Below are 14581 nucleotides of genomic sequence, written 5' to 3' on the forward strand. Positions count from 1 at the left end.
ATGATGAACGCTGAAGTCGTGGCGATCCGCCATGTGCATTTCGAGGATCTCGGGAGCTTCGAGCAGGTGCTCGGCGAACGGGGTCGGCGGGTGCGCTATGTAGACGTCGGGTCGTCCCGGTTCGAGGTGCTCGACGTGCTCCAGCCGTCGCTGTTCGTCGTGCTCGGCGGGCCGCTCAGCGTGTACGACGATGCGCAGTATCCGACGATCGCACCGCTCGCGGCGCTCGTGCGCCAGCGCATCGACGCGGGGCTGCCGATCCTCGGCATCTGCCTCGGCGCGCAGTTCATCGCCCGTGCGCTCGGCGCGCGCGTTTATCCGGCTGCACAGCACGAACTCGGCTGGGCGCCGCTGACGCTCACCGATGCCGGTCGCGCGTCGCCGCTGCGCCATCTCGATGGCGCGGCGACATCGATGCTGCACTGGCACGGCGATACGTTCGACCTGCCGGGCGGCGCGATCCATCTCGCATCGACGCCGGCCTGCCGCCACCAGGCATTCGCATGGGGGCAGCACGTGCTGGCGCTGCAGTGCCATCCGGAAATCCGCACCGACCGCTTCGAACCGTGGCTGATCGGGAACGCCGGCGAAATCGCGGCGACGCCGGGCATCGACGCCCGTCAGTTGCGCGCCGATACCGCGCAGCACGGCCCCGCGCTCGAGACGGCCGCGCGGCGCATGTTCGCGGAGTGGCTCGACAGCATCGGGCTCTGACGCCGCGGGCGGCGCCGTTCGCCGCGAATCCCTGGCCCGGCCCGCATCCGTTGCAGGCCGGCGCATCGCTGCTTGCAACGCATGTCCCGCCGCGCCGGCAACCTGCTGCCGGCCGTACCTGACCATCCGCTTACTGCCGACCGCGCCATCTGCACGCTTCAAGCCCGCGTGCTACGCTCGTCCGCTCTTTCCCTTTCCAGGCGAGCGGCCTCCATGACTGCGCTGTTTTCCCCGTTCACGCTGCGCGGCGTGACCCTTCCGAACCGGATCGTGATCTCCCCGATGTGCCAGTATTCGGCCGAACGCGGCGAAGCGACCGACTGGCACATGATTCACCTCGGCCATCTCGCGCTGTCGGGCGCGGGCCTGCTCTGCATCGAGGCGACTGCGGTGGAGCCCGACGGGCGCATCACGCACGGCGACCTCGGCCTTTGGGACGATGTGACCGAAGCCGCGCTGAAGCCCGTGCTGGCCGCGATCCGCAAGCATTCGCCGGTCCGCATCGCGATGCAGTTGTCGCATGCGGGGCGCAAGGCGTCGAGCGACGTGCCCTGGCAGGGCGGTCAGCTCGTGTCCGTCGCCGACGGCGGCTGGCTGCCGCATGGGCCGTCGGCCGTACCGCACAAGGAAGGCGAGACGCCGCCGCTCGCGCTCGACGCCGCGGGCCTGAACCGGATCCGCGATGCGTTCGCGGCGGCCGCGAAGCGCGCCGCGCGGCTGGGCATCGACGCGATCGAAGTGCATGCCGCGCACGGCTACCTGCTGCACCAGTTCCTGTCGCCGCTCGCGAACCGGCGCACCGACGAATACGGCGGCCCGCGCGAAAACCGGATGCGTTTTCCGCTCGAGATCTTCGAGATCGTGCGCGCGGCGTTTCCGGAGGATCGGCCGGTCGGCGTGCGCGTGTCCGCGACCGACTGGGTCGAAGGCGGCTGGGAGCTCGACGACACGATCGCGTTCGCGCACGAACTGAAGCGCCGTGGCTGCGACTGGATCGACGTGTCGTCCGGCGGTGTGTCGCCGCTGCAGAAGATTCCGCTGTCGCCCGGCTACCAGGTGCCGTTCGCGCAGGCCGTGAAGCGCGCGGTCGGCATGCCGACGATGGCGGTCGGCCTGATCAACGAGCCCGCGCATGCAAACCGGCTCATCGAGGCCGGCGATGCCGATTTCGTCGCGATGGCGCGCGCGATGCTGTACGACCCGCGCTGGCCGTGGCATGCGGCGGCCGAGCTCGGCGCGCAGGTGACGGCGCCGCCGCAGTACTGGCGCTCGCAGCCGCGCGAGCACAAGGCGTTGTTCGGCGACATCGCGTTCGGCCAGCGTTGAAGCGTCAAGCGCGCAATATTGCGCGCGATGTTGAACGAAGCAATATCGAACGTGTAGGATGCGGGTGATTCGCCGCATGCCCCGACGCGGCACCGACCGGTGCCGCGTTTTCGTTTGGCGCGCGCCAGGTCGCGATCGCGGCCGTCTTCCATTCATTCGTCTTCACAAGGATTCGTTCGATGAGTTCACGCAGGATCGCGGTGCGCCGCTCGGGAGTACACGGCAAGGGCGTGTTCGCGGTGGCGCCGATCAGGGCCGGCGAACGCGTAGTGGAATACAAGGGCGAGCGAATTTCGTGGAAGGAAGCGCTGCGTCGCCATCCGCACGATCCGAGCGAGCCGAACCATACGTTCTACTTCGCACTGGACGAAGGCGGCGTGATCGACGGCAAGATCGACGGCAACAGCGCGCGCTGGATCAACCATTCGTGCGCGCCGAACTGCGAAGCGGAGGAGGTCAAGGGCCGCGTGTATATCCACGCGCTGCGCGACATCGGGCCGGAAGAGGAGCTGTTCTACGACTACGGCCTCGTGATCGACGCGAAGCTGACGAAGAAGCTCAAGCGCGAATACGCATGCCATTGCGGCGCGGCTTCGTGCCGCGGCACGCTGCTCGCGACGTCGGACGACGGCGAGAAGAAGAAAAAGAAGAAGGACAAGAACAAGAAGGACGGCAAGTCCGAGTCCAGCGCGAAGGACAAGAAAAACAGGAAGTGACGCAGGCGGCCGCGCATCGTGCGCTGCCGCTTCAGCAGTCCTTCCCGTTTCCTTATCCGTCGGGCGGTCCGGTCAACGCTCGCCCGACGCAAATCGCCCGATGGTCGCTCAATGCGCCGACGCGGCGGCCGGCGTTTCGCTGGCCGGTTTCTCCGTGCGCTGGGCGAGCGGCACCCGCACCACGAAGCGCGAACCGCCTTCCGATGCATCCTCGTACGACACGGTGCCGCCATGCATCGCGATGATGTCGTGCACGATCGCGAGGCCGAGCCCGGCCCCCGTCTCGACGCCGTTGCCGCTTTGCGCGTCGCCGCGGAAGAAGCGCTTGAACAGGTCGGCCTGCTGGTTAGCGGGCACGCCCGGGCCGTTGTCTTCGACGACGATCTCGGCGGCCGGCTGGCCGTCTTCGAGCGCACTGCGCGCGACGTTCACCGTGATCCGCGCACCGTCCGGCCGCGCGAGCGGCACGTATTTCAGCGCATTGTCGAGCAGGTTCGCGATCACCTCGCGCAGCAGCACGGGGTTGCCGCGCACAATCAGCTTCTCGTCGTCGCCGGGGTCGTCGCTGCGCTGGAAGCCGAGGTCGACATGCGACGCGAGCGCACGCGGCACCCACTCGGCACCCGTTTCGAACGCCATCGCCGCGAGGTCGACGTCGACGAACCGCGCGGCCTGTTCGCCCGGCTCCGCGCGCGCGAGCGACAGCAACTGGTTCGACAGCCGCACCGCGCGGTCGGCGGCCGCACGCAGCTCGCGCACCGCGGCGAAGGTCTGGTGCGGGTCTCGCGCGACGGCCGCCTGCTCAGCATGCAGCTTCACGGCCGTGAGCGGCGTGCGCAACTGGTGCGCGGCATCGGCGATGAACTTGCGCTGCGCGTCGAGCGCGGTCTTCAGGCGGCCGAGCAGCGCGTTCATCGCGCTCGTCAGCGGCCGGATCTCCAGCGGTACCTCGGTTTCGTCCACCGGTTCCAGCGACGTGTGGGTCTGCCGGTTCAGCGAATCGGCGAGATGCGTGAGCGGGCCGAGTTGCTGGTTCACGACTCGCCACACGATGCCCCAGCCCGCGAGCAGCAGCAGCAGCAGCGGCATCATGATCGCGACGAGGAATTCGGCCGCGATCCGGTAGCGGTGCCGCACCGGCTGCGCGACTTCGACGACCATCGGCTTGCCGCCTTCGACATTGTCGACGCGCACCTGTGCGACGCGCACCGCGCGGTTGTCGTACTCGGCCTCGAACACGTACGCGTGATGCATGCGGCGCACGTTGATGCCCCGCAGCGGCAGCTTCGGATCGCCGGCGAGTTCCTGTTCGCCGTCGCTGATCCGGTAGATCAGCGCTTCGGCGGGATCGGAAAACATCGCCTGCGCGAGCGGTGGCACCGTGAACGGCGCGTCAGGGCCGGCGATCTGGATCTGTTTCGAGATGGCGGTCGCGAGATCGGCGAGCGAGCGGTCGATCACGTGCTGCGTGTATTGCCACGCGAGCCAGTAGGCAATCAGGCCGCTCATCAGCGCGAGCATCGACAGCGGTGCGGCGAGGCGCCGGAGCAGCGAGCGGCGCAGGCTGGTGGTCACAGCCGGATCAGGAGACATTTCGACGGGCAAATGGATAAGCGCCGCTCACGGGGAGCGGCGCGGTCGTGCGCCGGGCGGCGACGCGGAGCAGGGCGAATAACGCCGGCGGCACACGGCCGGCCGGCGCTTGGCCGCTCAGACGCTCGCTGTCTGGCGGATTTCCTGCAGCAGGTAGCCGAAACCGCGCACCGTGACGATTTCGACGCGGCACTGCTCGAGTTTCTTGCGCACGCGGTGCACATAGACTTCGATCGCGGTATCGCCGAGATCGCCGCCGAAATGCGTGAGGTGATCCTGCAACTGGGCCTTGCTGACGACGCGGCCGTGACGCAGCAGCAGCATCTCGAGCACCGCGAATTCGCGCGGTGACAGTTCGAGCGGCTTGTCGTCGTTGAAGATGCGGCGATCGACGCCCGACAGGCGGACGCCGCCGAGCGACACTTCCGGACGCGGCATGTCGCTGTGCGGGCCGCTGCGGCGCATCACCGCGCGGATGCGCGCTTCGAGCTCGGCCGGCTCGAACGGCTTGAGCATGTAGTCGTCGGCGCCCGAGTTCAGGCCCTGGATCCGGTCGTTCAGCTCGTCGCGTGCGGTCAGCACGATCACGGGCGTATGGCGGTTGGTCTGGCGGAAGCGCGTGAGCAGCGTCATTCCGTCGATGCCCGGCAGGCCGAGGTCGAGGATCACGAGTTCGTGGCGGTTTTGTGCCAGCGCCTGTTCGGCAAAAATGCCGTCATGCACCATGTCGACGGTGAAGCCAGCCTGCTCGAGGCTGCTCTGGATACCGCGTGCGATGGGGCGGTCGTCTTCGATCAGAAGGAGTCGCATGAAGTTCGCTCAAGTACAATGGGTTGGCGGTTCAGGCACGCGGACAGCACGAAGCCGTTTCCACAGGGGCGCCGCATCGCGTGACATCAAGCATGGCGGCCAGCGAACGATTAAATCCAATCATGTCCGATATTTCGATCAACGACCTTGAAGCCGCGATCAATTTCTGGCGCGCCCGCTCGCCGTCGAGCGGCGACGAACTCAAGCTCTGCGAAGAGGCCAGCGCGCTCTCCAAGCCGTATGCGCTGCTGATTGTACAGCGCGAAAGCGCGCTGCAACTGGAAGGTTTGGACCCCAAGGCGCGGAAAGCATACGAGACTTACGTGCGGCTTAAGGATGGCTTGGAAAGCTGAAGGCTTTCGCTGACTACATCCTAGAAAACGTTCAGCGAAATGAAAAGTTGACGCGCCGCGCACCGAAAGACGCGCGGCGGCAAAGGAAGGGCTCAGGCGGCCGGTTGCGCGTGCGCGCCGGCGCGGTCGACGAACAGCGCGAGTTCGATGTCGCGTTCGGTCAGGCCGTCGGCGTCGTGGGTCGACAGCGTGACGTCGACGCGGTTGTACACGTTGAACCATTCAGGATGGTGGTTCATTTCCTGCGCCTTGATCGCGACGCGCGTCATGAAGCCGAACGCTTCGTTGAAATCGGCGAAGCGCAGGCTGCGCTGGATCGCGTCGCGGCCCGGCACGGCCGTCCAGAGCGGCAGGCCTTCGAGCCGGGTCTTGCGTTCTTCTGATGTGAGCTTGTGGATCATCTTGCACCTCTCGTTCGGTAACGGCGCTCGTGCGCGGCTGCGCCGCGCGGCGCAGCCGGCACCGGTCATTGTTTCATAGTTGTGGGACGGCCATCCGGCGACGGGCGACGGGTTGGCCGGCATCCGGCGCGCGCTGGCGCGTTACGCGTCGTCGTCGGGCCAGCCTTCGCCCGTGCCGCGATGCAACACGCGGTCGGTATCGAGCACCGCGCCAGCCGCGAATTCGGGCAGCGCCGCGAGCCGGTCGGCCAGCGCGCGGCCGTCGACGTCGGCGAGCGCGAACAGCTGCGCGAAATCGTCGATCACGAAGTAGGTCTTCTGGAACGTGTCGATCCGGTATTTCGTGCGCATCACGCGTTCGAGGTCGAAGCCGAGCCGGTTCGGCGCCGCGCTTTCGAGGCTGTACAGGCTCTCGCCCTTGCTCGACACGATCCCGGCGCCGTAGATCGACAGCCCGTTCGTGCCGCGCGGGTCGCGGATCAGCCCGAATTCAACTGTATACCAGTAGAGGCGAGCGAGCCGCGCAAGCGCCGCTTCGTCGTCGGCGACCGCGAGCGCGGTGCGGCCGTACGCCTGCATGTAGTCGGCGAACACCGGGTCGATCAGCAGCGGCACATGGCCGAACAGGTCGTGGAAGCAGTCGGGTTCCTGCAGGTAGTCGAGCTGGTCGGGACGGCGCATCCACCACGTGACCGGAAAACGCCGGTTCGCGAGATGCCCGAAGAATACGCGGTCCGGCACGAGGCCCGGCACGGCGACGATTTCCCAGCCCGTCGCGGGCTTCAACTGGCGGTTCACGTCCGCGAACGACGGTACGCGATCGGCCGGCAGGTCGATCTTGCCGAGCCCCGCGACGAACGCGTCGCAGGCGCGCCCGCGCAGCAGCGCCGACTGGCGTGCATAGAGCTGCTTCCACACCGCATGGTCGACCTGGCCGTAGCGTTCGAGCGGCTGGTCGATGGTGAAATCTGCGCGGGTTTCGAGGCCCGCATCGAACTGCTCCTGCAGTTTCGCGGTGACGACGGTGGACATGATCAGGCTCTGCACGCTGTGGTTGGGAACCATGCAAGTGTAGAGCGGCCTGCGCGCGGAATGGGCGCAAAGTTGGCGTTGATTTGCCTAATGATGCGATAATCTCGCATAAAATTGCGAATCAATGCGGAGAATGCTCATGCTGGAACTCGATCACTTCGATCTCGCGCTGCTGGACGTGCTGCAGCGCTTCGGTCGCGCGACGCATCAGCAGCTCGGCGAGGAGGTGCCGCTGTCGCCGTCGCAGATCGGCAGGCGGCTGCAGCGGCTCGAGGCGGCCGGCGTGATCGAAGGCTACCGCGTGATGCTGCGGCCCGAAAAGCTCGGGCTCGGCGTCACCGCGTTCACGAGCCTGAAGCTCAAGCACCACGGCGATTCGATCATCGAGCAGTTCCAGCAGCAGATCGACGTGCTGCCGGAAGTGCTCGAATGCCATGCGGTGGTGGGCGATGCCGACTACCTGCTGCGGATCGTCGCGCCCGACCTGAACGCGCTTTCGCAGTTCGTGATGAAGAAGCTGATGCGCGTGCCGGGCGTCGACAGCGTGCGCTCGAACATCGTGCTGACGACCTTCAAGCGCAACGGTGCGCTGCCGCTCGCGCACCTGGCGCCCGGCGCCGCGTGACGCGACGGCCAGAGCAAGCCTGCTATTAGCGGGAACCGGCCCCAGGCGGCGTGTGCCGCACCGTCGCCGGCGGGGCCGGATCAGGCCGCTTCGTGCGGCGTGTCGGCGTTCAGCAGGTCGACGTACGCGACCGCGACGAGGTCGTTCTGCGACACGCCGAGCTTCGTGAACACGTCGTGCGCTTCGGCTTCGCCGCCGGCTTCGTCGTCGTCGGGGCCGAGCACGACTTCCAGTTCGATGAAGTCGCCGAGGCCGTCGACGCGGTCGAGGTGGATGCGCGTGCGGCCCGCGAGGTACACGTGCCGTTCCTTCGTCACGATCCCGCGCGTGGTCAGCGCGGTCGCGAGCAGCGCGTGCATCGCGTCGGGATTCGTCACGGGGCTGCGCGTGTAGTACGACGCCTTCGGGCCGTCGCGGTCGTCGCGCTGGTAGAAGATCAGTTCGGCCGGCGTGCCGTCCTCGAAGCGGCGCAGCTTCAGCCGGCCGCGCGGCACGTCATAGAAGAAATCCTGCTGGCGGTAGAACAGCGGCGCTTCGGCCGCGAGCGTCGCCGCGCGTTCGCGCAGCTGGTCGAATTCGCGGGCGCGGGCTTTGATCTCGATGTTGCGGGCCATGCGGGTCTCCTTCAATCGGGGTCTCGCGGTGTGCGAACGCACAATCTAGCAAAAAGGCGGGGACGGCGGCGTGACGACGGGCAGGGGGCGGCGAGATGACGCGTGTTGCGCGCGACGCCGGCGCCCGGCGTGTGGCGGCCGCGCCTTCATCAGCATCGCTCATATCGCCCATTGGGCTTCGATCAGCCGCAGCGCGGCCGCGATCGTCGGCTCGTCGCACCGCTCGGCGAGCGTCACGAACGTCAGTTCGGTCGGCACCGTCACGCGTTCGACGATCGTCAGCGCGTGCGCGTGCGCTTCGGCCAGCGCGGTCGAGTCGCGCGCGAGCGTCAACCCGATGCCCGATTTGACGAGGTCGAGCATTGACTGCTCCTGGTCGACCTCGGCGACCTTCACGGGCTGCGCGCCGGCTTCCGCAAAGCGCCGCGACAGCAGCCGGTGATGCGCGGACGCCGGCGGCGTCCAGATCCACGGTAGCGCGGCGAGCGCGCGCCAGTCGTGCGCGCGCTGCACGCGCTCCTTCCAGCCGGCCGGCGCGAGCACGCGGTACTGGAAATGCGTGAGTGTGACGGTGTGGAACAGTGCGCCGTCGAGCTGATCGTCCTCGCCCGGCCGGCCGATGTAGTAGCCGACGTCGAGCGCCTGTGCGCGCACCTGTTCGATCACCCAGCCCGACATCCCGTGCCGCAGCGCGGTTTCGATCTGCGGATGGGTCTCGACCAGCGCGCGCAGAAAGCCGCCGAGCCGCAGGAAGCCCGGATCGAGGATCGTGCCGATCCGCAGCCGGCCGCGCACCTCGTGCCGCAGCGCAGCAGCGGCGCGCTGCACGTCGGCGGCCGCGGCGAGCGCGCGTTCCGCGTGCGGCAGTAGCGTCTGGCCGTCGCGCGTGAGCGCGAGCCCGCGCGACGTGCGCGTGAACAGCGTGACGCCGAGCGTTTCCTGCAGATGCTTGATCTGCAGGCTGACGGCCGGCTGCGTCAGGTGCAGTTGCGCGGCGGCACGCGTCAGGTTGCCTTCGCGCGCGACCGTCGCAAACGCGCGGAGCAGGGTGAGATCCATCGTCGTGATATGAGCGCTGCTTATAACGCAGTTCAGCATAACTCATTGGATCGGCGGCCGGCAGCCGGAGTACGCTTCATCGGTCGCGTCGCCCGGCGCGTTCCGGCGGCACCTGGCGGGGAGTATGGCCGGGCAGGCGGGCGCTGCTGCAGACACCCGCCGTGACGCGCTATGCTGGAAATGATGAGCGGCATCGCAGCGCGCGGCGCACAACAACGAGATTTGCATGGGATCGGCGTAAGCGCTAACACCATCCAGCCACGCCATGGGACCGGCGTAAGTGCTAAAGCACGAACTCAGGTCGACCGCCGTGGGGATGGAGTAAGCGCTGAAGCGCCAACTCTGATCGACAGGAGACAAGCAGTGACTACTCAACGCACGCTCGAAGGCGAATTCGACTACGTGATCGTCGGCGCGGGCACCGCGGGCTGCGTGCTCGCGAACCGCCTGACCGAGGATCCCGACATCCACGTGCTGCTGCTCGAAGCGGGTGGCAAGGACGACTATCACTGGATCCATATCCCGGTCGGATATCTGTATTGCATCGGCAACCCGCGCACCGACTGGCTGTACAAGACGCAGCCCGAAGCGGCGCTCAACGGCCGCGCGCTGTCGTATCCGCGCGGCCGCGTGCTCGGCGGCTGCTCGTCGATCAACGGGATGATCTACATGCGCGGCCAGCGCGAGGATTACGACAGCTGGGCGCATGAAACCGGCGATGCGGGCTGGTCGTGGGACAGCGTGCTGCCGATCTTCAAGCGCAGCGAGGATCACCATGCGGGCGCGAGCGATGCGCACGGCGCGGGCGGCTACTGGCGCGTCGAGAAGCAGCGGCTGCGCTGGGAGATCCTCGAATCGTTCGCGCAGGCCGCGCAGCAGACCGGCATCCCTGCGACCGACGATTTCAACCGCGGCGACAATTCCGGGGTCGGCTATTTCGAGGTGAACCAGAAGCGCGGCGTGCGCTGGAATACGTCGAAGGCGTTCCTGCGGCCCGCGATGGCGCGCCCGAACCTGACCGTGATCACCGGCGCGCAGGCGCAGCGCGTGATCTTCGAAGGGCGGCGCGCGGTCGGCGTCGAGTATCACGGCGGCGGCACCGATTATGTCGCGCGGGCGCGTGCGGAAGTGCTGCTGACGTCCGGCGCCGTGAATTCGCCGCAACTGCTCGAACTGTCGGGTATCGGCTGCGGCCGGCGGCTGCAGGCGCTCGGCATCGACGTCGTGCAGGATCTGCCGGGCGTCGGCGAAAACCTGCAGGATCACCTGCAATTGCGGATGGCGTTTCGCGTCGAAGGCGTGCGCACGCTCAACACGCTGTCCGCGCACTGGTGGGGCAAGCTGATGATCGGCGCGGAATACGCGTTGCTGCAGCGCGGGCCGATGTCGATGGCGCCGTCGCAGCTCGGCGCGTTCGCGAAATCCGATCCCGAAGATCCCGCGCTCACGCGCCCCGATCTCGAATACCACGTGCAGCCGCTGTCGCTCGAGCGCTTCGGCGAGCCGCTGCACAGCTTCAACGCGTTCACGGCGTCCGTCTGCCATCTGCGGCCGACGTCGCGCGGCAGCGTGCATGTCACGAGCGCCGATCCGGGCATCGCGCCCGCGATCGCGCCGAACTATCTGTCGACCGACCACGATCGCCATGTCGCCGCGAACGCGCTGCGCCTCACGCGCCGGATCGCGTCCGCGCCGGCGCTTGCGCGCTATCGTCCCGAGGAAATCCTGCCGGGCACACAGTATCGGACCGAGGCAGAACTGATCGAAGCGGCCGGCGCCGTCGGCACGACGATCTTCCATCCGGTCGGCACCTGCCGGATGGGGCGTGCCGACGATGAGCGAGCGGTAGTCGACAGCCGGCTGCGCGTGCGCGGCATCGCGGGGCTGCGGATCGTCGATGCATCGGTGATGCCGTTCATTACGTCGGGCAACACCAATTCGCCGACGCTGATGATCGCCGAGCGTGCGAGCGACATGATTCGTGCCGATCGCCGCGCGGCGCGCGACGCGACGCCGGTGCGAACGGAGGCCACGGTGACGGCCGCGTGACGGCACGCTGACACGCGCGACAGCGGGCCGTCATGCGGGCGCCTACTGATTCGATATGCGAAACAAGCTGCCGTGCCGTTGCAGCGGCCATGCCGGTTGCGGCGGTTCGAACGGCAAGATCCATGCGAGCCGCGCTGCTTTTTCAATTGCACGCGTGCCGCGCCGTGCGGGCGGTCAACAGCCGATGATGCACGTGTCAAAAAAGCGTGGCGAAAAACCGTGCATGGCCGCATGCGGCATCGCGGCCAGCCCTATAAGTGCAAATCCCGATGATTGCACTGCACCAACGGCGCGACAATGTTGCGCAATGTGCATACGCGTCGGCGCGGGAGACCACCCTCGAGGCGTACCACGGCGCCCGGGGGCAGCCGGCTGATCCGCTGACCTGTTCGCGGCCGCTTGCGCCACGCTTCCCGGTGCTTCGCCTGACTTCGTACGGAAGGGAACATGATTCTCGGCGACACGATTCTGGAAACACGCGGACTGACGAAGGAATTCAGGGGTTTCACCGCCGTGAACGGCGTCAACCTGCGTGTGCGGCGCGGCGCGATTCATGCGCTGATCGGGCCGAACGGCGCGGGCAAGACGACCTGCTTCAACCTCCTCACCAAGTTCCTGACACCGACGGCCGGCCAGATCGTCTTCAACGGGATCGACATCACCGACGAGCGGCCTGCGCAGGTGGCACGGCGCGGCATCATCCGCTCGTTCCAGATCTCGGCCGTGTTCCCGCACCTGACCGCGCTGCAGAACGTGCGCATCGGCCTGCAGCGCGCGCTCGGCACCGAATTCCACTTCTGGCGCAGCGAACGCACGCTGAAGCGGCTCGACGATCGCGCGATGGATCTCCTCACGCAGGTCGGCCTCACCGATTTCGCGCACGTGCCGACCGTCGAACTCGCGTACGGCCGCAAGCGTGCGCTCGAGATCGCGACGACGCTCGCGATGGAACCCGAACTGATGCTGCTCGACGAGCCCACGCAGGGGATGGGCCACGAGGACGTCGACCGGGTGACCGCGCTGATCAAGAAGGTCGCGAGCGGCCGCACGATCCTGATGGTCGAGCACAACATGAACGTGATCGCGGGCATCTCCGACACGATCACCGTTCTGCAACGCGGCGAGGTGCTGGCCGAAGGCTCGTACGCGGAAGTGTCGAAGAATCCGCTCGTCATCGAGGCGTACATGGGCAGCGCCGATGCGGCGCTCGCGGGGGCGCACGCATGAAGCACAGCGAACGGGAGGAACGCGAATTGAGCGGCGTCGAGAGCGGTACGCCCGCGCTGGAGATCACGGGCCTGGAGGCCTGGTACGGGGAATCCCACATATTGCACGGTGTCGACTTGACGGTGCATCGCGGCGAGGTCGTCACGCTGCTCGGCCGCAACGGCGCGGGCCGCACGACGACGCTGCGCGCGATCATGGGCCTCACGGGGCGCCGCAGCGGGTCGATCAAGGTCGCGGGCAACGAGACGATCGGCCTCGCGACGCACCGCATCGCGCATTTCGGCATCGGCTACTGCCCGGAGGAGCGTGGAATCTTCTCGAGCCTGTCGTGCGAGGAGAACCTGATGCTGCCGCCGCCGATCGGGTCGCGCGAGCATGCGATGTCGCTCGACGAGATCTACGCGATGTTCCCGAACCTCGCGTCGCGCCGGCAGAGCCAGGGCACGCGGCTGTCCGGCGGCGAGCAGCAGATGCTCGCGGTCGCGCGGATCCTGCGCACCGGCGCGAACCTGCTGCTGCTCGACGAGATTTCCGAAGGCCTCGCGCCGGTGATCGTGCAGGCGCTTGCGCGGATGATCGTCGCGTTGAAGGCGCGCGGCTACACGGTCGTGATGGTCGAACAGAATTTCCGCTTTGCCGCGCCGCTCGCCGACCGCTTCTACGTGATGGAGCATGGCCGCATCGTCGAGCATTTCCGTGCATCCGAACTGGAAGGCAAGATGCCGATCCTTCACGACCTGCTCGGGGTGTGACGCCGCCCCGTTTGCCTTGCCGCTAGCCGTGGCGGCCCTCGAATAACCACAACGCATCAGAACAACAGGAGACGTCAATGAAAATGAAGACCCTCGCACACGCTTGTTTCGCGCTCGCGACCGCCGCACTCACCGCCGGCGCCGCGCATGCCGCGGATACCGTGAAGATCGGCTTCATCACCGACATGTCGGGGCTTTACGCGGATATCGACGGGCAGGGCGGCCTCGAGGCGATCCGCATGGCGGTCGCCGATTTCGGCGGCAAGGTGCTCGGCAAGCCGATCGAGGTCGTCTATGCCGATCACCAGAACAAGGCCGACATCGCCGCATCGAAGGCACGTGAATGGATGGACCGCGGCGGGCTCGACCTGCTGGTCGGCGGCACGAACTCGGCCACCGCGCTGTCGATGAACCAGGTCGCGGCCGAGAAGAAGAAGGTCTACATCAACATCGGCGCGGGCGCCGACACGCTGACCAACGAGCAGTGCACGCCGTACACGATCCACTACGCGTACGACACGATGGCGCTCGCGAAGGGCACCGGTTCGGCGGTGGTGAAGCAGGGCGGCAAGTCGTGGTTCTTCCTGACCGCCGACTACGCGTTCGGCAAGGCGCTCGAGAAGAACACGTCGGATGTCGTGAAGGCGAACGGCGGCCAGGTGCTCGGCTACGTGCGGCACCCGCTGTCGGCGTCGGACTTCTCGTCGTTCCTGTTGCAGGCGCAGTCGTCGAAGGCGCAGATCCTCGGCCTCGCGAACGCGGGCGGCGACACGATCAACGCAATCAAGGCCGCGAAGGAATTCGGCATCACGAAGACGATGAAGCTCGCCGCGCTGCTGATGTTCATCAACGACGTGCACAGCCTCGGCCTCGAGACGACGCAGGGCCTCGTGCTGACCGACAGCTGGTACTGGAACCGCGATGCGGCATCGCGCCAGTGGGCGCAGCGCTACTTCGGCAAGATGAAGAAGATGCCGTCGAGCCTGCAGGCGGCCGACTACTCGTCGGTGACGACCTACCTGAAGGCCGTCCAGGCTGCCGGCACGACCGACTCCGACAAGGTGATGGCCGAGCTGAAGAAGGCGAAGGTCAACGACTTCTACGCGAAGGGCTACATCCGTGCGGACGGCAGCATGATCCACGACATGTACCTGATGGAGGTGAAGAAGCCGTCCGAATCGAAGGAGCCGTGGGACTACTACAAGGTGCTCACGACGATTCCGGGCGAACAGGCGTTCACGACCAAGCAGGAAACGCGCTGCGCGATGTGGAAGTAAGCGGCGCGCCGTGGCGCGCGGCCTGATGCGTGC

General features: G+C 67.1%; 15 protein-coding genes. 9 read left to right on the forward strand and 6 right to left on the reverse strand.

The window, feature by feature from the left end:
- The first annotated feature begins 3 nt into the window (after positions 1 to 3).
- The 3 genes from ACNQQL_RS15075 to ACNQQL_RS15085 all read left to right on the forward strand — a co-directional run bounded on the left by ACNQQL_RS15075 (position 4) and on the right by ACNQQL_RS15085 (position 2756).
- Positions 4 to 714: a glutamine amidotransferase gene (locus ACNQQL_RS15075; RefSeq protein WP_072442715.1), complete on the forward strand. Its 711-nt coding sequence runs from the start codon at positions 4 to 6 to the stop codon at positions 712 to 714.
- 213 nt (positions 715 to 927) lie between these two features.
- Positions 928 to 2040: an NADH:flavin oxidoreductase/NADH oxidase gene (locus ACNQQL_RS15080; protein ID WP_347064567.1), complete on the forward strand. Its 1113-nt coding sequence runs from the start codon at positions 928 to 930 to the stop codon at positions 2038 to 2040.
- A gap of 179 nt (positions 2041 to 2219) precedes the next feature.
- On the forward strand, positions 2220 to 2756 hold the full coding sequence (locus tag ACNQQL_RS15085; protein ID WP_347064568.1) for an SET domain-containing protein: 537 nt from the start codon (positions 2220 to 2222) through the stop codon (positions 2754 to 2756).
- A 108-nt stretch (positions 2757 to 2864) separates the two neighbouring features.
- Here the strand turns inward: ACNQQL_RS15085 and ACNQQL_RS15090 are convergent, their stop codons facing one another.
- Both ACNQQL_RS15090 and ACNQQL_RS15095 read right to left on the reverse strand, forming a co-directional pair.
- Complete coding sequence (locus ACNQQL_RS15090; protein WP_072442637.1) at positions 2865 to 4349, reverse strand: sensor histidine kinase; 1485 nt, start codon at positions 4347 to 4349, stop codon at positions 2865 to 2867.
- A gap of 117 nt (positions 4350 to 4466) precedes the next feature.
- Entirely contained in the window at positions 4467 to 5159 is a 693-nt protein-coding gene (locus ACNQQL_RS15095) for a response regulator transcription factor (RefSeq protein ID WP_006401494.1), read from the reverse strand.
- Positions 5160 to 5281: 122 nt separating this feature from the next.
- On the opposite strand from ACNQQL_RS15095, the gene ACNQQL_RS15100 reads away from it, so the two are divergent.
- Positions 5282 to 5512: a DUF3717 domain-containing protein gene (locus ACNQQL_RS15100; protein ID WP_034183818.1), complete on the forward strand. Its 231-nt coding sequence runs from the start codon at positions 5282 to 5284 to the stop codon at positions 5510 to 5512.
- 92 nt (positions 5513 to 5604) lie between these two features.
- On the opposite strand, the gene ACNQQL_RS15105 is transcribed toward ACNQQL_RS15100, so the two are convergent.
- Both ACNQQL_RS15105 and phhA read right to left on the reverse strand, forming a co-directional pair.
- The gene (locus tag ACNQQL_RS15105; RefSeq protein ID WP_256260716.1) at positions 5605 to 5982 is read right to left on the reverse strand and encodes a 4a-hydroxytetrahydrobiopterin dehydratase; all 378 of its coding nucleotides are present in this window, start codon (positions 5980 to 5982) and stop codon (positions 5605 to 5607) included.
- Between the two features lie 72 nt (positions 5983 to 6054).
- Entirely contained in the window at positions 6055 to 6978 is a 924-nt protein-coding gene (gene phhA, locus ACNQQL_RS15110; protein WP_347064569.1) for a phenylalanine 4-monooxygenase, read from the reverse strand.
- A 106-nt stretch (positions 6979 to 7084) separates the two neighbouring features.
- Between phhA and ACNQQL_RS15115 the strand changes: the two genes are divergently transcribed.
- A complete protein-coding gene (locus ACNQQL_RS15115) occupies positions 7085 to 7570 on the forward strand; it encodes an Lrp/AsnC family transcriptional regulator (protein WP_006408082.1) in 486 nt (161 codons plus the stop codon).
- A gap of 80 nt (positions 7571 to 7650) precedes the next feature.
- Here ACNQQL_RS15115 and ACNQQL_RS15120 read toward each other — a convergent pair whose 3' ends face one another.
- On the reverse strand, positions 7651 to 8184 hold the full coding sequence (locus tag ACNQQL_RS15120) for a class IV adenylate cyclase (protein ID WP_347064570.1): 534 nt from the start codon (positions 8182 to 8184) through the stop codon (positions 7651 to 7653).
- Between the two features lie 159 nt (positions 8185 to 8343).
- Complete coding sequence (locus ACNQQL_RS15125; RefSeq protein WP_204425266.1) at positions 8344 to 9243, reverse strand: LysR family transcriptional regulator; 900 nt, start codon at positions 9241 to 9243, stop codon at positions 8344 to 8346.
- 363 nt (positions 9244 to 9606) lie between these two features.
- On the opposite strand from ACNQQL_RS15125, the gene ACNQQL_RS15130 reads away from it, so the two are divergent.
- The 4 genes from ACNQQL_RS15130 (at position 9607) to ACNQQL_RS15145 (ending at position 14548) form a co-directional block, all read left to right on the forward strand.
- Complete coding sequence (locus tag ACNQQL_RS15130; RefSeq protein ID WP_347064571.1) at positions 9607 to 11292, forward strand: GMC family oxidoreductase; 1686 nt, start codon at positions 9607 to 9609, stop codon at positions 11290 to 11292.
- 447 nt (positions 11293 to 11739) lie between these two features.
- The gene (locus ACNQQL_RS15135) at positions 11740 to 12519 is read left to right on the forward strand and encodes an ABC transporter ATP-binding protein (protein WP_006477266.1); all 780 of its coding nucleotides are present in this window, start codon (positions 11740 to 11742) and stop codon (positions 12517 to 12519) included.
- Positions 12516 to 13271, forward strand: a complete 756-nt coding sequence (locus ACNQQL_RS15140) for an ABC transporter ATP-binding protein (RefSeq protein ID WP_347064572.1) — start codon at positions 12516 to 12518, stop codon at positions 13269 to 13271. Before ACNQQL_RS15135 ends, ACNQQL_RS15140 begins: the two co-directional genes overlap by 4 nt.
- A 77-nt stretch (positions 13272 to 13348) precedes the next feature.
- Positions 13349 to 14548, forward strand: a complete 1200-nt coding sequence (locus ACNQQL_RS15145) for an ABC transporter substrate-binding protein (RefSeq protein WP_347064573.1) — start codon at positions 13349 to 13351, stop codon at positions 14546 to 14548.
- Positions 14549 to 14581 lie beyond the last annotated feature (33 nt).

The organism is Burkholderia sp. LFS061 (genome assembly GCF_047978125.1).
Lineage (GTDB): Bacteria > Pseudomonadota > Gammaproteobacteria > Burkholderiales > Burkholderiaceae > Burkholderia > Burkholderia pyrrocinia_C.